11 protein-coding genes are annotated in these 15,711 nt (G+C 40.5%); 5 read left to right on the forward strand and 6 right to left on the reverse strand.

The annotated features are described in order from the left end of the window. Positions 1 to 280 precede the first annotated feature (280 nt). Positions 281 to 1,900 carry an ArnT family glycosyltransferase gene (locus FCR06_RS23645; protein ID WP_138504087.1) on the forward strand — a complete coding sequence of 540 codons (1,620 nt, stop codon included), beginning with the start codon at positions 281 to 283 and terminating at the stop codon, positions 1,898 to 1,900. A 386-nt stretch (positions 1,901 to 2,286) separates the two neighbouring features. Here FCR06_RS23645 and FCR06_RS23650 read toward each other — a convergent pair whose 3' ends face one another. Beyond that, the gene (locus tag FCR06_RS23650) at positions 2,287 to 2,670 is read right to left on the reverse strand and encodes a hypothetical protein (protein ID WP_138504089.1); all 384 of its coding nucleotides are present in this window, start codon (positions 2,668 to 2,670) and stop codon (positions 2,287 to 2,289) included. A 458-nt stretch (positions 2,671 to 3,128) separates the two neighbouring features. Here FCR06_RS23650 and FCR06_RS23655 point away from each other — a divergent pair, with 458 nt between their 5' ends. After that, positions 3,129 to 5,003, forward strand: a complete 1,875-nt coding sequence (locus tag FCR06_RS23655; protein ID WP_138504091.1) for a chloride channel protein — start codon at positions 3,129 to 3,131, stop codon at positions 5,001 to 5,003. 144 nt (positions 5,004 to 5,147) lie between these two features. On the opposite strand, the gene FCR06_RS23660 is transcribed toward FCR06_RS23655, so the two are convergent. Next, positions 5,148 to 5,561, reverse strand: a complete 414-nt coding sequence (locus tag FCR06_RS23660) for an AbrB family transcriptional regulator (protein WP_138504093.1) — start codon at positions 5,559 to 5,561, stop codon at positions 5,148 to 5,150. 498 nt (positions 5,562 to 6,059) lie between these two features. Between FCR06_RS23660 and FCR06_RS23665 the strand changes: the two genes are divergently transcribed. The 3 genes from FCR06_RS23665 (at position 6,060) to pyrR (ending at position 8,246) form a co-directional block, all read left to right on the forward strand. Then, positions 6,060 to 6,503: an Rrf2 family transcriptional regulator gene (locus FCR06_RS23665; RefSeq protein WP_138504094.1), complete on the forward strand. Its 444-nt coding sequence runs from the start codon at positions 6,060 to 6,062 to the stop codon at positions 6,501 to 6,503. Positions 6,504 to 6,562: 59 nt separating this feature from the next. Next, entirely contained in the window at positions 6,563 to 7,528 is a 966-nt protein-coding gene (gene cbiB, locus FCR06_RS23670) for an adenosylcobinamide-phosphate synthase CbiB (RefSeq protein WP_138504096.1), read from the forward strand. 181 nt (positions 7,529 to 7,709) lie between these two features. Continuing rightward, positions 7,710 to 8,246: a bifunctional pyr operon transcriptional regulator/uracil phosphoribosyltransferase PyrR gene (gene pyrR, locus FCR06_RS23675; protein ID WP_138504098.1), complete on the forward strand. Its 537-nt coding sequence runs from the start codon at positions 7,710 to 7,712 to the stop codon at positions 8,244 to 8,246. Between the two features lie 59 nt (positions 8,247 to 8,305). Here pyrR and FCR06_RS23680 read toward each other — a convergent pair whose 3' ends face one another. The 4 genes from FCR06_RS23680 to FCR06_RS23695 all read right to left on the reverse strand — a co-directional run bounded on the left by FCR06_RS23680 (position 8,306) and on the right by FCR06_RS23695 (position 15,051). Beyond that, positions 8,306 to 8,689 carry a nuclear transport factor 2 family protein gene (locus FCR06_RS23680; RefSeq protein ID WP_138504100.1) on the reverse strand — a complete coding sequence of 128 codons (384 nt, stop codon included), beginning with the start codon at positions 8,687 to 8,689 and terminating at the stop codon, positions 8,306 to 8,308. Between the two features lie 331 nt (positions 8,690 to 9,020). Beyond that, complete coding sequence (locus FCR06_RS23685) at positions 9,021 to 10,910, reverse strand: response regulator (RefSeq protein WP_138504102.1); 1,890 nt, start codon at positions 10,908 to 10,910, stop codon at positions 9,021 to 9,023. Next, entirely contained in the window at positions 10,876 to 11,373 is a 498-nt protein-coding gene (locus FCR06_RS23690; RefSeq protein ID WP_138504104.1) for a response regulator, read from the reverse strand. The genes FCR06_RS23685 and FCR06_RS23690 overlap by 35 nt, the downstream gene beginning before the upstream one ends. Positions 11,374 to 11,700: 327 nt before the next feature. After that, on the reverse strand, positions 11,701 to 15,051 hold the full coding sequence (locus FCR06_RS23695; protein WP_138504105.1) for a PAS domain-containing protein: 3,351 nt from the start codon (positions 15,049 to 15,051) through the stop codon (positions 11,701 to 11,703). Positions 15,052 to 15,711: the final 660 nt, after the last annotated feature.

Consider the following 15,711-nt stretch of genomic DNA (forward strand, 5'->3'; position numbering starts at 1 on the left):
AAAACTAGACAAAATATTAGTCAATGTAGATTTATTTACAAAGTACACAAGAAGTATTAAGCCAGTTTTTATACGTGTTATTTTTCTCATTTATCTATAAAAATATTCGTGAAATAATTAAGACAAATTTCTCGAAAAAATAGTTCTAATTAGGAAAAATTGAGTTAATCTTGGAAACTAGCAATCGTTAAGAACAGACGTTGTTACTGGGTGGCAACATTGGAGATTCGCTCTGGTCTCTATGTAATCGAACCAGCAAGTAAAATGATTACCATAGAATATGCAAGAAGGAAGCTTTATTTGGGGTCATCTAGAAAAACAGCAGCGCACAGTCGGCAAATGGATTGATTGGGTATGGCTTGTGGTGTTGCTGTTAGCAGCAGTGTTACTGTTTAGCGTCAATCTGGGAGGGTTGCCCCTGCGAGATTGGGATGAAGGGACTGTGGCACAGGTGGCTAGGGAAATTTGGCACGCACCAGCAGGTTCAATGCGCTGGCTTTACCCGACGCTAGGAGGCGAACCATACCATAACAAGCCGCCTTTAATGCATTTGCTAATTGCTTGGGTTTATTCTCTAGCAGGCGAGAATGAATCGACTACGCGCTTGCCTGGAGCAATTTTAACCTCAAGTTCAGTACCTTTACTGTATTGTATTGGTCGAGAATTATTTCGCCAACGTTGGGCAGCTATTTATAGTGCCTTGATTTATCTGACAATGCTACCCGTGGTKCGTCATGGACGCTTGGCAATGTTAGATGGGGCGGTGGTCAGTTTTTTGATGGTGATGATGTTGTGCGTATTGCGATCGCGACGGGATTTACGTTATTGCCTTGGTGTTGGTATCGGCTTTGGGTTAATTTGCCTGACTCAAGGACTGATGGGCATATTGCTAGGTGCGATCGCCATAGTATTTTTATTTTGGGATACCCCACGACTACTCACCTGTTACTATCTGTGGATAGCAATCTTGATTGGCATTTTACCTGTACTTGGTTGGTATAGTGCCCAACTGATTCACTATGGTTACAGTTTCGCCGAAGTTGGGCTGGTAAATCCATCTCTGGGCAGAATTAGCACAGTTGCACAGAGAAATTTCGAACCACCTTGGTACTACATCATTGAACTTCTCAAGTACACCTGGCCGTGGTTATTGTTCTTACCACAAACTGTAAGTTTAACTTGGGAAAATCGCAACCTTAGCTGGGCAAAACTAGTACTGGCGTGGAGTGGCGTTTATCTGATAGTAATTTCCTTGATGATTATCAAACTTCCCTGGTATGTATTTCCGATTTACCCCAGTTTAGCCTTAGCCTTTGGTATCCAGTTAGCAGAAACAGAAAATTCACCTTTAGTGTCATCTTATCCCCGTACTTGGGTGGCAGGTTTAGCAATTTTGGCTGTAGTCGCTTCTGCGGGCAGCATTTATTTTAGTTGGGGCACAACACCAAAAACAGACTTACAACTGATTTTTGCAGCAGTAGCTTTAACAATGACTTTAGCAGCTATTTTGGCAGAGCGAGGTGACGGACAATTTCTGAAAATTTTATTCTGGGGAAGTTATATTTCGCTGCTACTGTTAATGAAATCGAATTACTGGGTTTGGGAATTGTCTGAGGCTTATCCAGTCAAACCAGTAGCCGCGATGATTGTACGGGCAAATCCAGCAACAAAGAAGATTTACACATCTTTTCCTTACTCTCGTCCCTCGCTAGATTATTATAGCGATCGCACCATTATTCCTGCTTCTGTTGGTGAACTGCAATATTATTGGCACTACAATGGACAACCCTACTTCCTGCTTCATGCATCTGCTTTTACCAATCTTCAACTAGAGTCGATGAAGCTAATTGACCAAGCTGAAGGATGGAAATTAGTTACCAAAGATACGAATCGTTTATAAGTATGGAGGCATTGAGAGTGCTGAGTTAGGAGTTAAGATTTATTATTGTTCAGCTCCCCGACTTTTGATAAAAAGGTAGGGGAGCTAACTTTTTATCAATGATTTGGTAGGTCTAAATATGATATTATCGTGTCCGGTTGAATATTTATGATATCTGTGAGGCTCGGTAATGGCTAATGGGAAAGAAAAACCAACTGTTCACCTTTTAGCAATTACCAATTACCAAAAAGACCAACCATATTGTAAGTAATTAGGCGAACTTGATACAAAAGAGTATTCTATTTGTTGGACAAAATAGAAGACTCCTTTGTATCAATCAATATTATTGATTGCAAAATTACAGACAGTAAAGTAAAATTTAATTGACCATAGGAAGTAGACCCAGATTATGGTAATCTTTCCCCTGGTTTTTTAATTTGCTCTGTAGGAAGCACTTGGCGATCAGAGTTAGTGGTTTCCTGAGTAATAGCAATCATACTAAAAAAAATCGCACTTCCTACAGCAAAAGCCACCATTGGACGCTTGAGCAGGACAAAATCCCTAACAATCCTAGCCAAAGGTCTACTTTGACGACGTAATGCCGAAGATATCATCATTTGTCTGCAAATAAACGGATCGCGGACATAATGACCGCTTTGGCAAACTACTAGCCGTTCTTGGCAATAGGGACAACAAAATAGACCAATACGCGTTTTAATTGGTTTGGGTGTGGCATTTCTTTGACAAATTGGGCAAGTAACATAATGATTATCAAATGTGTGTATATTCATTTACTCGCTCTATAGGAATAGCTATATTGAATTGGGGTCAACACTTAACAGACTTCTAAATCTAATTTGATATCAATGCTAAATCACACATACATTGTATTACTACCAAGGATGGGTCAATGGTCGCAACATGAGTATAGCTAGATTTAAGCGAAAATGACTTTTCATTAATGCTTGTGGCTCACAGTACCTATGTTGTCTTTAGAGACAATAGCGTTGAGGCTCACTCCTACTCCATCAGGGTAGGCTAGCAAAAACTATAGGCATCGCTGACCCCTAAATAATAATTGTCTCCCATTTAACAGTCCTCACCACAAAAATTTGCATAGACAGATTTTTTGCTAAAGCTTTGTGAATCGAGCAAATAAAGTCTACTTGTCTGGTTGCTAAATAATGGCTCACAATGAGAAGTAACAGATAAAAATTTAAATTTTTTCTTACATTTACCCCGCCTCTCAATGACTCTCTGGCCTCCCACTCAACTAAGGAAGGTAACGGAACAACCTGCCTTTCCTATACCTTCTGCCCGCTTAGCTCACTTAATAAACCGTTTCCAACCATCTCCAGAAACAGTTGTGCTATTTTTAGCCATGCTAATTGGTGGTGGCACTGGTATGGGTGTAGTTACCTTTCACTATTTGATCGAGCTAATTCATCATTTAATGCTAGAAAATTTGATGGGTCAGATTGGCGTCTGGGGTGCTTGGACTCTAGCTTGCGTTCCTACTCTTGGGGGATTAATTGTTGGCTTGATGCGCTGGCGTACCCAAGACTTTGGCCCTGAACTTTCATCTTTAATCGCCGCTTCTCAAGAAACAGAAATCAGGCGACCACTACGACCAGTTACCAAAATGCTAGCTGCATCTGCTTCTTTGGGAAGCGGTGCTTCTTTAGGACCAGAGGGGCCAAGTGTAGAAATTGGTGCAAATTTTGGCATGTTGTTGTCTGTGATTTTAAATGTATCTCAGGAACGACGACGTTTACTGTTGGGTGCTGGCGCTGCTGCTGGATTAGCTGCTGGGTTTAATGCTCCGATTGCAGGAGTATTTTTTGCCTTAGAGGTGGTGATGGGAGCTACATCTTTTGCTACTTCTGCTGTCAGTGTGGTGCTGCTAGCAGCGGTGGTAGCAGCATTAATTGCTCAAATTGGTTTGGGGGCACAACCTGCTTTTGATTTACCTGCTTACCAAGTCCGGAGTCCTTTAGAATTACCCCTTTATCTTGGCTTAGGTTTAGGGGCTAGCCTAATTTCTCTAACTTATACTCAATCAATTTGTCTGGCTAAAGCCTGCTTTGCTGGTAAGGTTCCAGGGTTTCAATTTTTGGGACGAATTCCTCAGCCAATTCATCCAATTATTGGCGGTGTGATTGTTGGCGCAGTTGCTTTACGCTTCCCGCAAATTCTGGGCGTTGGTTATGAAACTGTGGAAGCAATGCTTCAGGATGTCAAGTTTTCACTGTACCTGTTAGTTGTGCTGTTGGTGGTGAAACTACTGATGACTGCAATTAGTGCAGGTAGTGGTTTTATCGGCGGTTTGTTTGCACCAGCTATGTTTCTAGGTGCTTCTTTTGGTTCGGCTTACGCCAAAATTTTAGCTGTGGTATTCCCGGCAATTTGTGAGCAGATGGCAGCTCCTCCAGCTTATGCAATGGTGGGGATGGCAGCAATGTTAGCAGCGAGTGTTAGGGCACCGTTAACGGCTATTTTAATGCTGTTTGAATTAACCCGCGACTACCGCATTGTTTTACCGTTAATGGCTGCTGTCGGTTTGAGTGTTTGGTTAGTAGAAAGGATTAAACCGACTTTTAACTCTAACTCTAATCTACAACAAATTGGTCTTTCTGAATTGAAAGATGAACGAGCAGAAATTGTGCAGCAAATATTCGTAGAAGATGCGATGCACCCTTGTCCAAAAAAGTTATCTGCAACCCTTAGTGTGTTAGAAGCAGCTGAGGAAATGATCCGCGATCGCACACGAAGTGCTTTAGTAATCGATCCAGCAGAACAATTAGTTGGTATCGTTTCTCTAGAAGATATTAATCGTGCCCTTGCTGTTTGGCAAACTTACCCAAATTCACCAACTGAAATTTCAGATAATTTATCTAGTCAAACACTCATAGACATTTGTACTACTGAAATTCTCTATGCATGGCAGGACGAACTATTATCTGAAGCTTTAGACCGCATGAGTGTTAGAGGTTTGCATCAATTACCAGTGGTATCACGAGACAAACCTGATCGCATTTTAGGTTTACTAGAAAAAGAGCAAATTGCATTAACATGCAATTTGGCAGTTACGCGTAAGGCACTGCGTCACTATTTAGCATATTAGTCATTAGTCATTGGTCATTAAGTTTCACAAATGACTAATGACAAAAAATAAAGGACAAAGTCATGACTCAGAGGTTTCCGAGTATTAGAACTTTCTAATGAAGGACAAAGGACAAATGACTATTGACTAATGACTATTTATTTATTAAGCCGTGGCTTCTAGAACTTCATCATCTTCCCTATCTTCTGGATCTACCTGTCTCAAACGAATGTGCTTTTTACCTAAAGTGATGATAAACTCATCTCCTGGTTTAAGATTCATCTGTTTTGTATAAGCTGAACCTATAAGCAAGTTACCATTAGATTGCACGCTAATCCGATAGCTAGCACTACGTCCACCACGCCCATTTGCACTGGGTGTACTGTCCAACTGAATGCCTTCAGCATCGATTAGGGCATTTAAGAACTTCATCATATTGACGCGCTCTATACCATTTTTGGTAACGGTATAGTAGCCGCACTTCTTGGCTTTGTCTTCCTTGCTCTCGTTCTCTAGCTCTTTAACTTTTTTGAGCAGTTCTTCGCCGACTAGGGGTTCAATTTTTTTCTGTTTAGGCATCAACTTAGGTCGAAAACGAATGTTTGAAGTGTTTGAATCGATTTTATTTTAGCTGAGGTTGAGCTAACAGGAAGATAATCCTTTAGTTTTTATCTCAACATAGCCAAGTATATTACACTCATAGCCAGAATTGTTATGCAATTACTAAATATTTTCTAGACAATTTATTTTCTAGAATGCTCGCAATGCTGATAACTATATATATAGTTTGTAAATTACTGCTAAACTATATTTGTTTAAGTTTTCTAAACTAACCTTGAAAAGGTTGTCTCGTTGTTGAGGATAATAACTAAGTTACAGAATGATAAGCAAAACTGATTTTTGGTCATTAGCCATTGCTCATTGATCTTTACAAATGACAAAGAACAAAGGGCAAAGTCAAAAACTTAGGCTTCTTTAGATCCGAACTTTGCAGCAGAGGACGAAAGATAAAGCGCAAAGTCAAAGCGTCCACTTTTGGCGGTCTGAACTTTGTAAGAAAGGACAAAGCTTACCTGAATGAAACTAACTACCAGAGGACATTACAGTGTAAAGGCATTGCTAGATTTGAGTTTACAGCCAAGATATGGCCCTGTATCTGTAAAAGTGATCGCCAAACGCCAAGAGATCCCAGCTCCCTACCTCGAAAAACTATTAATAGAAATGCGTCGTGCTGGGTTAGTGAAATCAATTCGTGGTAGCATCGGTGGATACCAATTGGCAAGAGAACCTGCACAAATATCTATAGGACAAATTTTAGAAGCAGTCGGCGAGAGCATTACTCATTTACCTGCTCACACTCCTGCACCTGCACAAGCTGAAGATTGGGTGACATTTACTCTTTGGCAAAGACTCAATCAAAAGCTCAAAGAAGCTTTATACAATATTACTCTGGCAGACCTTTATTATGATGCTCGTAGTTGGCAAGCTTCCCTTGGGGAAGAAGCTAGTTTTGTGGTTTAGTCATTGAGTGTAGAGCATTGGACATTGGTTATTGTTAACTAATAAATGACTAATGACTAATGATATCTGTTGTTGTTTTAATCATTGCCGGACTTTTAGATTACTTAATTGGCGATCCTTGGGGTTGGCCTCATCCGGTGCAATTTATGGGGTGGGTAATTTCTCGGTTGACCAAATTTTCTGTAAAATTGTGTCAAAATTCTCTAACACAACGCCTAGCTGGAATTTTATTAGGCATTATCCTGATAATTGGTAGCGGTATTATTGGCTTTTTGCTCATTCAAAGTGCTAGATGGGTGCATCCGCTGTTAGGAATTGGTTTACAAAGTATTCTTTTGGCTAGTTGTTTTGCTGGCAGAAGTTTGCGAACAGCAGCGGTGGATGTTTTACAACCTTTAACAGCAGGAGATTTACCACAAGCGCGTAAGATTTTAAGTAATTATGTTGGTCGAGATACACAAAATCTCTCACAAGCAGAAATTTTGCGAGCTGTTTTAGAAACAGTTACAGAAAATGCAACTGATGGGGTAATGGCTCCACTTTTTTATGCAATTATTGGTGTATTTGTGCCAGTTGTGGGGTCAATTCCCTTAGCTTTAGCATACAAAGCTAGCAGTACCCTTGATTCAATGGTAGGTTATCGGGAAGCACCTTATACTTATTTCGGGTGGTTTAGTGCGCGGTTGGAAGATTGTTTGACTTGGCTGCCTTGTCGGTTAACAGTTATGACTCTGGCACTATTATCGAGAAAACCGATGCATGTTTGGCAAATTTGTCGCCGAGATGCAATTACCGATCCTAGTCCCAATTCAGGTTGGAGTGAGTGTGCCTATGCTGCTATTTTAGGTGTACAGATGGGCGGTACAAATTGGTATCGTGGGGTAGCTAAACATAAACCATTGCTAGGAGATGCTATTTATCCCATCACCCCAACTTCTATTTACAATGCTTTGCAACTGACTCGATATTGTTTTTTACTATGGTTAGGGATAGCGATCGCTATTTTGTTAATTACTCTCGAATAGAGCATTGCGGGTGTTGACTGCTGAACGCCAGTTGCTTCTCTTATCGGAGACGCTACGCGAACAAGTCGGCAGAGCGCAAGGGCGCACTGGCTCATGTTGAGTGAGGAGTTCTCATTCTCCCCATTGCCCCTAATCCCCACTTTGTGGGGCCCCGAGTTCCCCATCTCCCCTAAAGATAGCCATGTCTGCAAAAGTAGTTCAAATCCTCTCATCAGAAGAAATTCGTCGCACTTTGAATCGCCTTGCTTCTCAAATTGTCGAAAGGTCGCGTGATTTGTCCCAATTAGTGCTTATTGGTATATATACCAGAGGTGCGTTATTGGCTCAATTGTTGGCACGTCAAATTGAGTCTCTCGAAGGTGTAGTCGTTTTAGTCGGTGCTTTGGATATTACATTTTATCGAGATGACCTCGACAAAATTGGGTTGAGAACTCCGGCGAAAAGTGACATTCCTGTTGACCTAACTGGGAAAACGGTTGTACTCGTAGATGATGTGATTTTCAAAGGAAGGACTATTCGCGCTGCTTTGAATGCTGTAAATGAGTACGGAAGACCAGAGGTAATTCGTTTAGCTGTGTTGGTAGACAGGGGTCATCGTGAGCTACCAATTCACCCAGATTTTATTGGTAAGCAGTTACCTACCGCTAAAGAAGAAATTGTCAAAGTTTATTTACAAGATTGTGATGGACGAGATGCAGTGGAGTTAATGGGAGATTAGTTATTGGTCATTTGTCATTGGGTATTGGTTATTCCCTCATCTTCCTCATGCCCAACATCTTACCGCAAAATTGGGCTACCGTGATGATGAATTAAATACCACTTCCCACCCAAAAGCTGAAATATATTTGTGGCGGTTGATTGAGCTTCGAGTCTTCTCGAACCAACGACTTGAAACACATTTTCTCTCAGCACAATATAAGCAATATTATCATTAAATTCCGTAGCAATTATATCTGTATTAATTTCAATATAAGCAGTGTTTTTAAATATTTGCTCCCAAGAGTTGTGAATTTCTTTCCAACCTCGTAGCACATTACTTCCTGGATGAATACAAAAACTACCACTTCCTTGCGACCATATTGCACTCATCGCTTCAATATCTTTTCTTTCAAAAGCTCGATAAAAAGTTGTGTTAGCTGCTAAAATTTCATCCTTGGTCATGGGGAGTTCAATAGTTAGGAGTTAGAAGTGAGCAGTTGAGAGTTAAGAGTTGAAAGTTAGGAACGAGGAGTTAGGAGTTGAAGGTTATTAAATTATAACTTTCAATTTAGATTAATTAGTTAATTTCTAAATTGAGGGTTGTTAATGCTTTGCTATTATGCACTATGTTATCTAGCTAGGTGTTAAGCACTGATGTAATATTTTTAGTTACAATTCATCACCCAATATACATCTAATATAACCTAAAAATATTTTAATTTTCTTAACTCCTTACACCTTGCTTTGGAATCTCTGGTTCCGCTCAACACTGAATACTCAACACTCTCAACTCCTAACTCTTATTAACTGTACTAATAGTTTGTAATAACTGATTAGCTGTATAAGGTTTAGACAAAAAAGCTTTAATACCTATGTCATAAGCTGCATCAACCTTATCTGCTGAACTCATTCCACTGACAGCAATAATTTTTACATCTGGATTAATTTTTTGCAGAGTACGGATAGTAGTTAACCCATCCATAGATGGCATGAGCATATCAGTCAAGACAAGAGATATTTCATCTCGGTGTTCTGCATATAAGGCTATAGCTTCAATGCCATCACTGGCTGTAATTGCTTTATAATTATGACTTTCTAATGATGTTTTTGTGACATCTCGAATGGCTGCTTCGTCATCTACAACTAAAATTAATTCTCCTTGACCCGAAGGTAATTCTTGCTGCTGTTCTTCTGTAGTTTCCGTTGCATCTTGTGCTGGCAAATATACCTGAAATTGGCTGCCTTTTCCAGCTTCACTGTATACATTGATAAAACCACCGTGGCTTTTAATAATACCAAGTACTGTAGAAAGACCAAGACCAGTACCTTTGCCGAGTTCTTTAGTAGTAAAAAATGGCTCGAATATCCGATCTAATATTTGTGGTCGAATACCGATTCCCCCATCAGCAACAGTAATTACAATGTGGTGACCAACTTTAGCATCAATATGCATCTTGGTAAAATTTTCATCAACGAAAAGGTTCTCAGCAAAGATTTTTAAAGTTCCACCTTTTGGCATAGCATCACGAGCATTAACACACAGATTCATCAGTACTTGATGCAGTTGAGTAGCATCGCCACAAACAGTCCAAAGATTTTGGGGAATTTGAGTAAAAACTTCTATCGATTTAGGAAAAGTTTCTTTTATAATCTGCTGAATTTCAATTATTAAATGCTTTAATTGTAAAATTGTGCGATCACCTTCCAGCCCACGAGTAAACGATAATACTTGCTTGACTAAGTTTGCCCCCCGTTTAGCGTTAGCGATCAAGATTGGCAGTAGTCGCCGAGAACGTTCATCACGAACTTGTGCTTCTAAGAGTTGAGCTGTCATCAGAATCGGGGCAAGAACATTATTCAAATCGTGGGCGATCCCACTGGCTAAAGTGCCAATGCTTTCCAATCGCTGAGCGCGCAGAAATTGGGCTTCTAGTTGTTTTTTTTGCGTAATATCAGTGTTTACAACCAGAATAGTCTGTATTTTTTTATTAAACTCACGTACTAGTGTCCAACGGCTTTCAACAATAATCTCTTTACCTGATTTTGTTTTTTGATGTAACTCTCCTTCCCAAGAACCATTTTTCATCAAAATACTGAGTGCTTCTTGAACTTGAGTTGCCTGTTTTTCCTGCCAGAGAGCTCGTGTCTTTTTATTGATCGCTTCCTCTTTTTTCAAACCATACAGATGCTCAGCAGCTTTATTCCAAAATAAAATTTTATCCTCTAAATCACGCACAAAAATTGCATCTGTGGCAACATCCAGTAAAGCAGCTTGTTCGCGAATTTTCTGTTCTGTTTGTTTACGTTCGATAGCATAGCGGATAGAACGCTCTAACAAAGGTGCCGTCAATTGGCTTTTTTCCAGATAATCTGCGGCTCCGGCTTTCATCGCTTCTAGGTCTATTTCCCAGTCGCCCTGACCAGTGAGTAAAATTATCGGAGAACAACAGCCGTTGGCAATTGCTTCGCGCAATAATTCTAGTCCATTGTGCGGTCCCAAACGGTAATCTACAAGATAAATGTCATGTTGCTGCCTAATGATCGCACTCCTGGCTGCTTCATAATTACCTACCCATTGCAGTTCGCAGTCTGCTACCTGGAATTCACGGAACCAATAACGAGTCAAAATATAGTCATCTTCGTCATCATCAACGAACAGAACTTTGATGGGGCTGTTGTCCATGTTTGTCTCTCATTGCTTCTGCTGGCAGTTGCACAATTTCAAACCAGTATTTTCCTAGAGTCTTCATTACCTCAACTAATGAGGCAAAAGTCACTGGCTTAATGATGAAAGAGTTTGCACCCAAATCATAGGTATTATATATATCTTCTTGAACACCTGATGTTGACAGCATGATCACAGGAATTTGCCGCAGTTGTGGGTCAGTTTTGATTTCTTTGAGTGCTTCGAGACCGTCTTTTTTGGGCATATTCAAATCTAATAAAATCAACCCTGGATGCGGTTTACTGCTGTTGTCAGCATATAGACCACGGTGGTGTAAATAATCCATCAACTCTTCACCATTACTAACAATGTATAGTTCAATTGGCAATTGACTTTCTGCCAACGCCTCACGAACCAACATCCTGTCATCTTCATCATCATCAGCCATTAAAATTGTGACGTTTGTTTCTCGACCCTTCACTATGCATCGTCTCCTTTGCATTGGTTTATTAGTATGAATCAAGTTATTAACTTGGCACAAATGGTAAGTCGCACGTTGACAAAAATAATTAAATATGCAGGCTAGATTTTTAGCTATAAAAGCTTGATTTTTGCAGTACAGTTAACGGGTATTTAACGACAAATCACATATTGCATTAGCCGTCTAAAACCTGAAATAATCGAATTTGAGCAATCGCTAACATGATCAACGATTTGGAAAATAAATAAGTCATAGAAATTAGAGGGCACAATTGTATAATTAAGCTAATTTTTTAGTATGGTCTTAATCCCTCTCCAGGAAGAAAAATTAAGGATGAAAATTGACTGATAATGTCACAAAAAACTTTGATCCTTGCCCTGGTTTGCTCTGGGCTGTGATCCTTCCATGATGACGCTCGGTAATTTTCCGACAGATAGCTAAACCAATACCAGTACCTTCGTATTCAATAGTACTATGTAAACGTTGAAAAACATTAAAAATGCGATCAAGATACTTTTCTTCAAAACCAATACCATTATCTTCTACAACGATTTGACAAAGCTCAGAATTAGGCAAAATGTTATTTGCTTGATTGTTTAAAATACTACCATAAATTTTGATTGCAGGTGGTATTTGTGGGCGGTGAAATTTCAGGGCGTTACCAATGAGATTTTGCAGTAATTGGCGCATCTGTAGAGGATCGGCTTTAATCGTAGGTAACTTGCCGATTTCGACAGTTGCCCCAGTTTGCTGAACATACACTTCTAAATCAGACAATACCTCTTGGACAATTTTTGCCAGATTTACCGATACAAAAGGCTGGGCCCTAGTAGTAACTCGTGAAAGTGTTAACAAGTCTTCAATCAATGTCTGCATTCTATTGACGGCATTGAGCATCCGCTCTAAGTAGTCACGTCCCTGGTCAGTTAACACCTCACTGTAGGTGACTTTCAAGCGATCGCCAAAAGTTTTAATCTTACGCAGCGGCTCTTGCAAATCGTGGGAGGCAACAAATGCAAATTCTTGCAATTCTTTATTGGAACGGGCGAGTTCTTGCCCCTGGCGAGTTTCTTGTTCTAGGATTTGGCTTTGAGCCGAGGCAATACCTATTTGATCTGCCAGCTGTTGCAAAAGTTCAATTTCCCAACTAGTCCACTCCCGGGAATGAGCGCACTGATGGGCAATTAACAGTCCCCACAGTTGATTTTTCAGTAAAATTGGAACTACAAGGTTGGCTTTGACGGCAAATCGTTGCAGTAATTCCATGTGGCATGGTTGGATATCAACTTCCGCTATGTCTCTAATTGAACTAATTCGTCCTTGGCGGTACTGCTCAATGTAATTGTCGCCAAAGCAAGGGTCAATAATTTGCTGTCCCAAAACAACGGGCAAACCGGGAACTACTGCTTCTTGAACTGCCATCAAAGAGTTATTTGGCTGTAGACGCAAGATTAACACACGGTCGGCGAGCAGTAACTTTTGCACCTCTGTGACACTGGTTTCGAGAATTCGATCAATTTGTAAAGATTGGCGAATTTTCAGGGTGATATTAGCGAACAGTTGCGATCGCATATTTTGGCGCAGTAATTCTGCTTGGGCGCGGTTGCGTTCGTGTAGCACGGCTTGCCGTTCGCTAATATCCATCATTGTGCCCATCATTCGCACAGGCTTACCTGTTTGGTCCTGGACAATATAACCGCGATCAAATACGTAGGCATAGGAGCCGTTGCTACGGCGAAAGCGGTATTCATTTGACCAAAATTTTTCACCGCTATCGATCAAAGCCCGCACTTGGGTGGCGATTCTCTGCCTGTCGTCTGGATGTATGTGTTCGCTCCACCATTGAGCAGTAAAATTTATTTGCTCTATCGAGTAACCAAACAGTGTTTGTAAAGCTTGATTCCACCACACCTTATTAGTCAGCAAATCCCAATCCCATAAAACATCGTTGGTAGCACGGGCGACTATCTGGAAACGTTCTTCGCTTTGGCGCAATTGCTCTTGTGCTAATTTGCGTTCACTGATGTCTGTATGACAACTTGTCATCCGCACTACATTACCATCTTCGTCCCAGACTGCCTGACCGCGATTCAAAACCCATTTGTAAGCGCCATCTTTACAGCGAATTCGATGTTCGTTAATAAAAAATGGGGTAATCTTGGCAAAGTGATCGGCGATCGCTTGTCTGACAAATCCCATATCATCTGGATGCACTCGTGTTATCCATTCATCTAAATCATCGGAAATTTCCTCTTGTTGATAACCGAGGATTTTCTTCCAGCGAGTTGAAAAAAATACTCGATTGTTTTTAAGATTCCAATCCCAAATGCCATCATTATTACCCCGCACCACTAACTGACAGCGTTCTTCGCTTTCTTTGAGTGCTTTTTCGACTCGTTGACGCTCAATAGCAGCAGCTAGAATATTAGCAATAGATTGAAGAAAATAAATTTCATCTTTGGTGAAGGTCTGGTGTCTGGTTGTGTGTGCCCCTAAAACTCCAAAAGGACGCTCTTTGCCATGAATCACTACACTAATACCGCTTACTACTTGATGGTCGTGTAGCAGTTGTGGGCCATTGAATCGCGTTTCAGTTCGCAGGTCATCGACAATCACAGGGCCACTGGAAAGCAAGGTATAGCCAGCTTGAGAATTTATCAAAGCGCTGACAGTAGCGTTTCCCAGCAACCCAGGTTGCCAACCTACTCCAGCCCTTAGGAGTAATGCATTACCATTTGGCAGTAGTTCTAAAACTTTACAATACTCAACTTTTAGGCATTGAGCAACGACGCTAGTACATAAGTTCATCAGTGTAGTCAACTCTGTACCAGCTAGGGCTATTTGACTGAGTTCTGCTATTGTTGCTTGCTGGTTAGCATAAACTTCTAGCGCCTCCTGTGCTTGTTTGCATTTGGTGATGTCTATATTGATTGCAGACATTCCCACAGCCACAGAAGATTCATCTCGACAGACAACTCCTTTACTTGCTAAATAGCGAATGCTGCCATCAGCCGAAATGACTCGATATTCGATGTCATATTTTACCCCATCCACAATAGCCTGCTGATGCGATCGCCTGACTAAATCGCGGTCTTGGCGATGAACGCGGTTGATAAAACCATCATAAGTGTGATTGAAAGTCGCTTCTTCCCTGCCGAAAAGTGCTTTTAAGTTACCTGAGTAAGTAATTTTGTCAGTCAGAATATCCCAGTTCCAAATGACTATCTCAGCAGATTCTAAGGCTATTCTCAGTTGTGCTTCTTGCTGTTGTGCCTGAGCAGTTTGCTGTTGTAATTCCTCTTGGGCACGATGAGCTTCTAGAAGACGGCACAATCTTTGATGTAATATCGGCCATTGAATCGGCTTAGTAATAAAATCAGTAACACCCACAGCAAAAGCTTTTTCCACAGATGCCCGATTGTCAAAACCGCTAATCATTAACACTGGTGTGTCTTTACCATTGGGAAGTGCTTGCAGTTGAGCGCAGCAGTCAAATCCATCTATCTCTGGCATGATCGCATCCAACAATACTATATCTGGATGTAGCCGAGTATAAGTAGCGATCGCCTCTAAACCGTTACTCGCTTCTACCACTTGATACCCTGCTTCTTTCAATAACTCACACAGATACATTCGCATTAAATGGTCGTCGTCTACAACCAGAATCAGGTTAGTCATTTGTCGTTTGTTTTTTGTGCTTTGTGATTAAGCAATGACTGTGCCAATTTTTTAGATGTTTGATTTTGGATTGCAGGAAAATTTCAACCCTTAACTCCAAATAATCAGCAAATTCTGCTATAAGCCTCATACAGAGTGCCCTGTTGTGATTCCAATCTTCACTTTCGTTATGAGGTTGGAATCATGAACAAAGACCTAGCAATCTCGGGCTTTGCCCTTTTTTCTCAAGCTACGCCTCACAAAAAATCTTTCTTTATTTTTCATAACTAAAATCAGCAGCTTTAAGGCATGTTTTCAAACTATTCGTTTAGCCTCCTAACTTTTTTCTTGCCTAAATCCCCCTTTGCAAAAGCGATTTAAGGGAATCTTAGCCACCCTTTGTCAGGCAGTTTGGGGAGAGCTAATAGTTTGAAAACACACCCTAAACCTTATTGTACTGAGTACAATTATTAATTTTCTTACTTCCTGCAAGAGGACAAGGGGAGGAAAAAGATTTTTGGAAGCTTTGTATTGTTGTCTTCTTGCCCCTTTGACTCGCCACTTTATATTCAAAAGTCCTTTGCTAATTGGATTTGGGGCTAACTCTAATCTTAAAGTCATTAAATTATGACATTTTGACTGATAAATAAGATGCTTTGCTACTTTTTGTTATCAAACCAT

Origin of the sequence: Nostoc sp. PA-18-2419, assembly GCF_005869855.1 — a bacterium.
Classification (GTDB): Bacteria; Cyanobacteriota; Cyanobacteriia; order Cyanobacteriales; family Nostocaceae; genus Nostoc.

Coding starts and splice junctions, on each gene's coding strand:
- FCR06_RS23650 (WP_138504089.1), bottom strand. CDS start 2,670: ATGAATATACACACATTTGATAATCATTATGTTACTTGCCCAATTTGT.
- cbiB (WP_138504096.1), top strand. CDS start 6,563: ATGATATCTGTTGTTGTTTTAATCATTGCCGGACTTTTAGATTACTTA.
- FCR06_RS23685 (WP_138504102.1), bottom strand. CDS start 10,910: ATGGACAACAGCCCCATCAAAGTTCTGTTCGTTGATGATGACGAAGAT.
- FCR06_RS23665 (WP_138504094.1), top strand. CDS start 6,060: ATGAAACTAACTACCAGAGGACATTACAGTGTAAAGGCATTGCTAGAT.
- pyrR (WP_138504098.1), top strand. CDS start 7,710: ATGTCTGCAAAAGTAGTTCAAATCCTCTCATCAGAAGAAATTCGTCGC.
- FCR06_RS23695 (WP_138504105.1), bottom strand. CDS start 15,051: ATGACTAACCTGATTCTGGTTGTAGACGACGACCATTTAATGCGAATG.
- FCR06_RS23660 (WP_138504093.1), bottom strand. CDS start 5,561: ATGCCTAAACAGAAAAAAATTGAACCCCTAGTCGGCGAAGAACTGCTC.
- FCR06_RS23680 (WP_138504100.1), bottom strand. CDS start 8,689: ATGACCAAGGATGAAATTTTAGCAGCTAACACAACTTTTTATCGAGCT.
- FCR06_RS23655 (WP_138504091.1), top strand. CDS start 3,129: ATGACTCTCTGGCCTCCCACTCAACTAAGGAAGGTAACGGAACAACCT.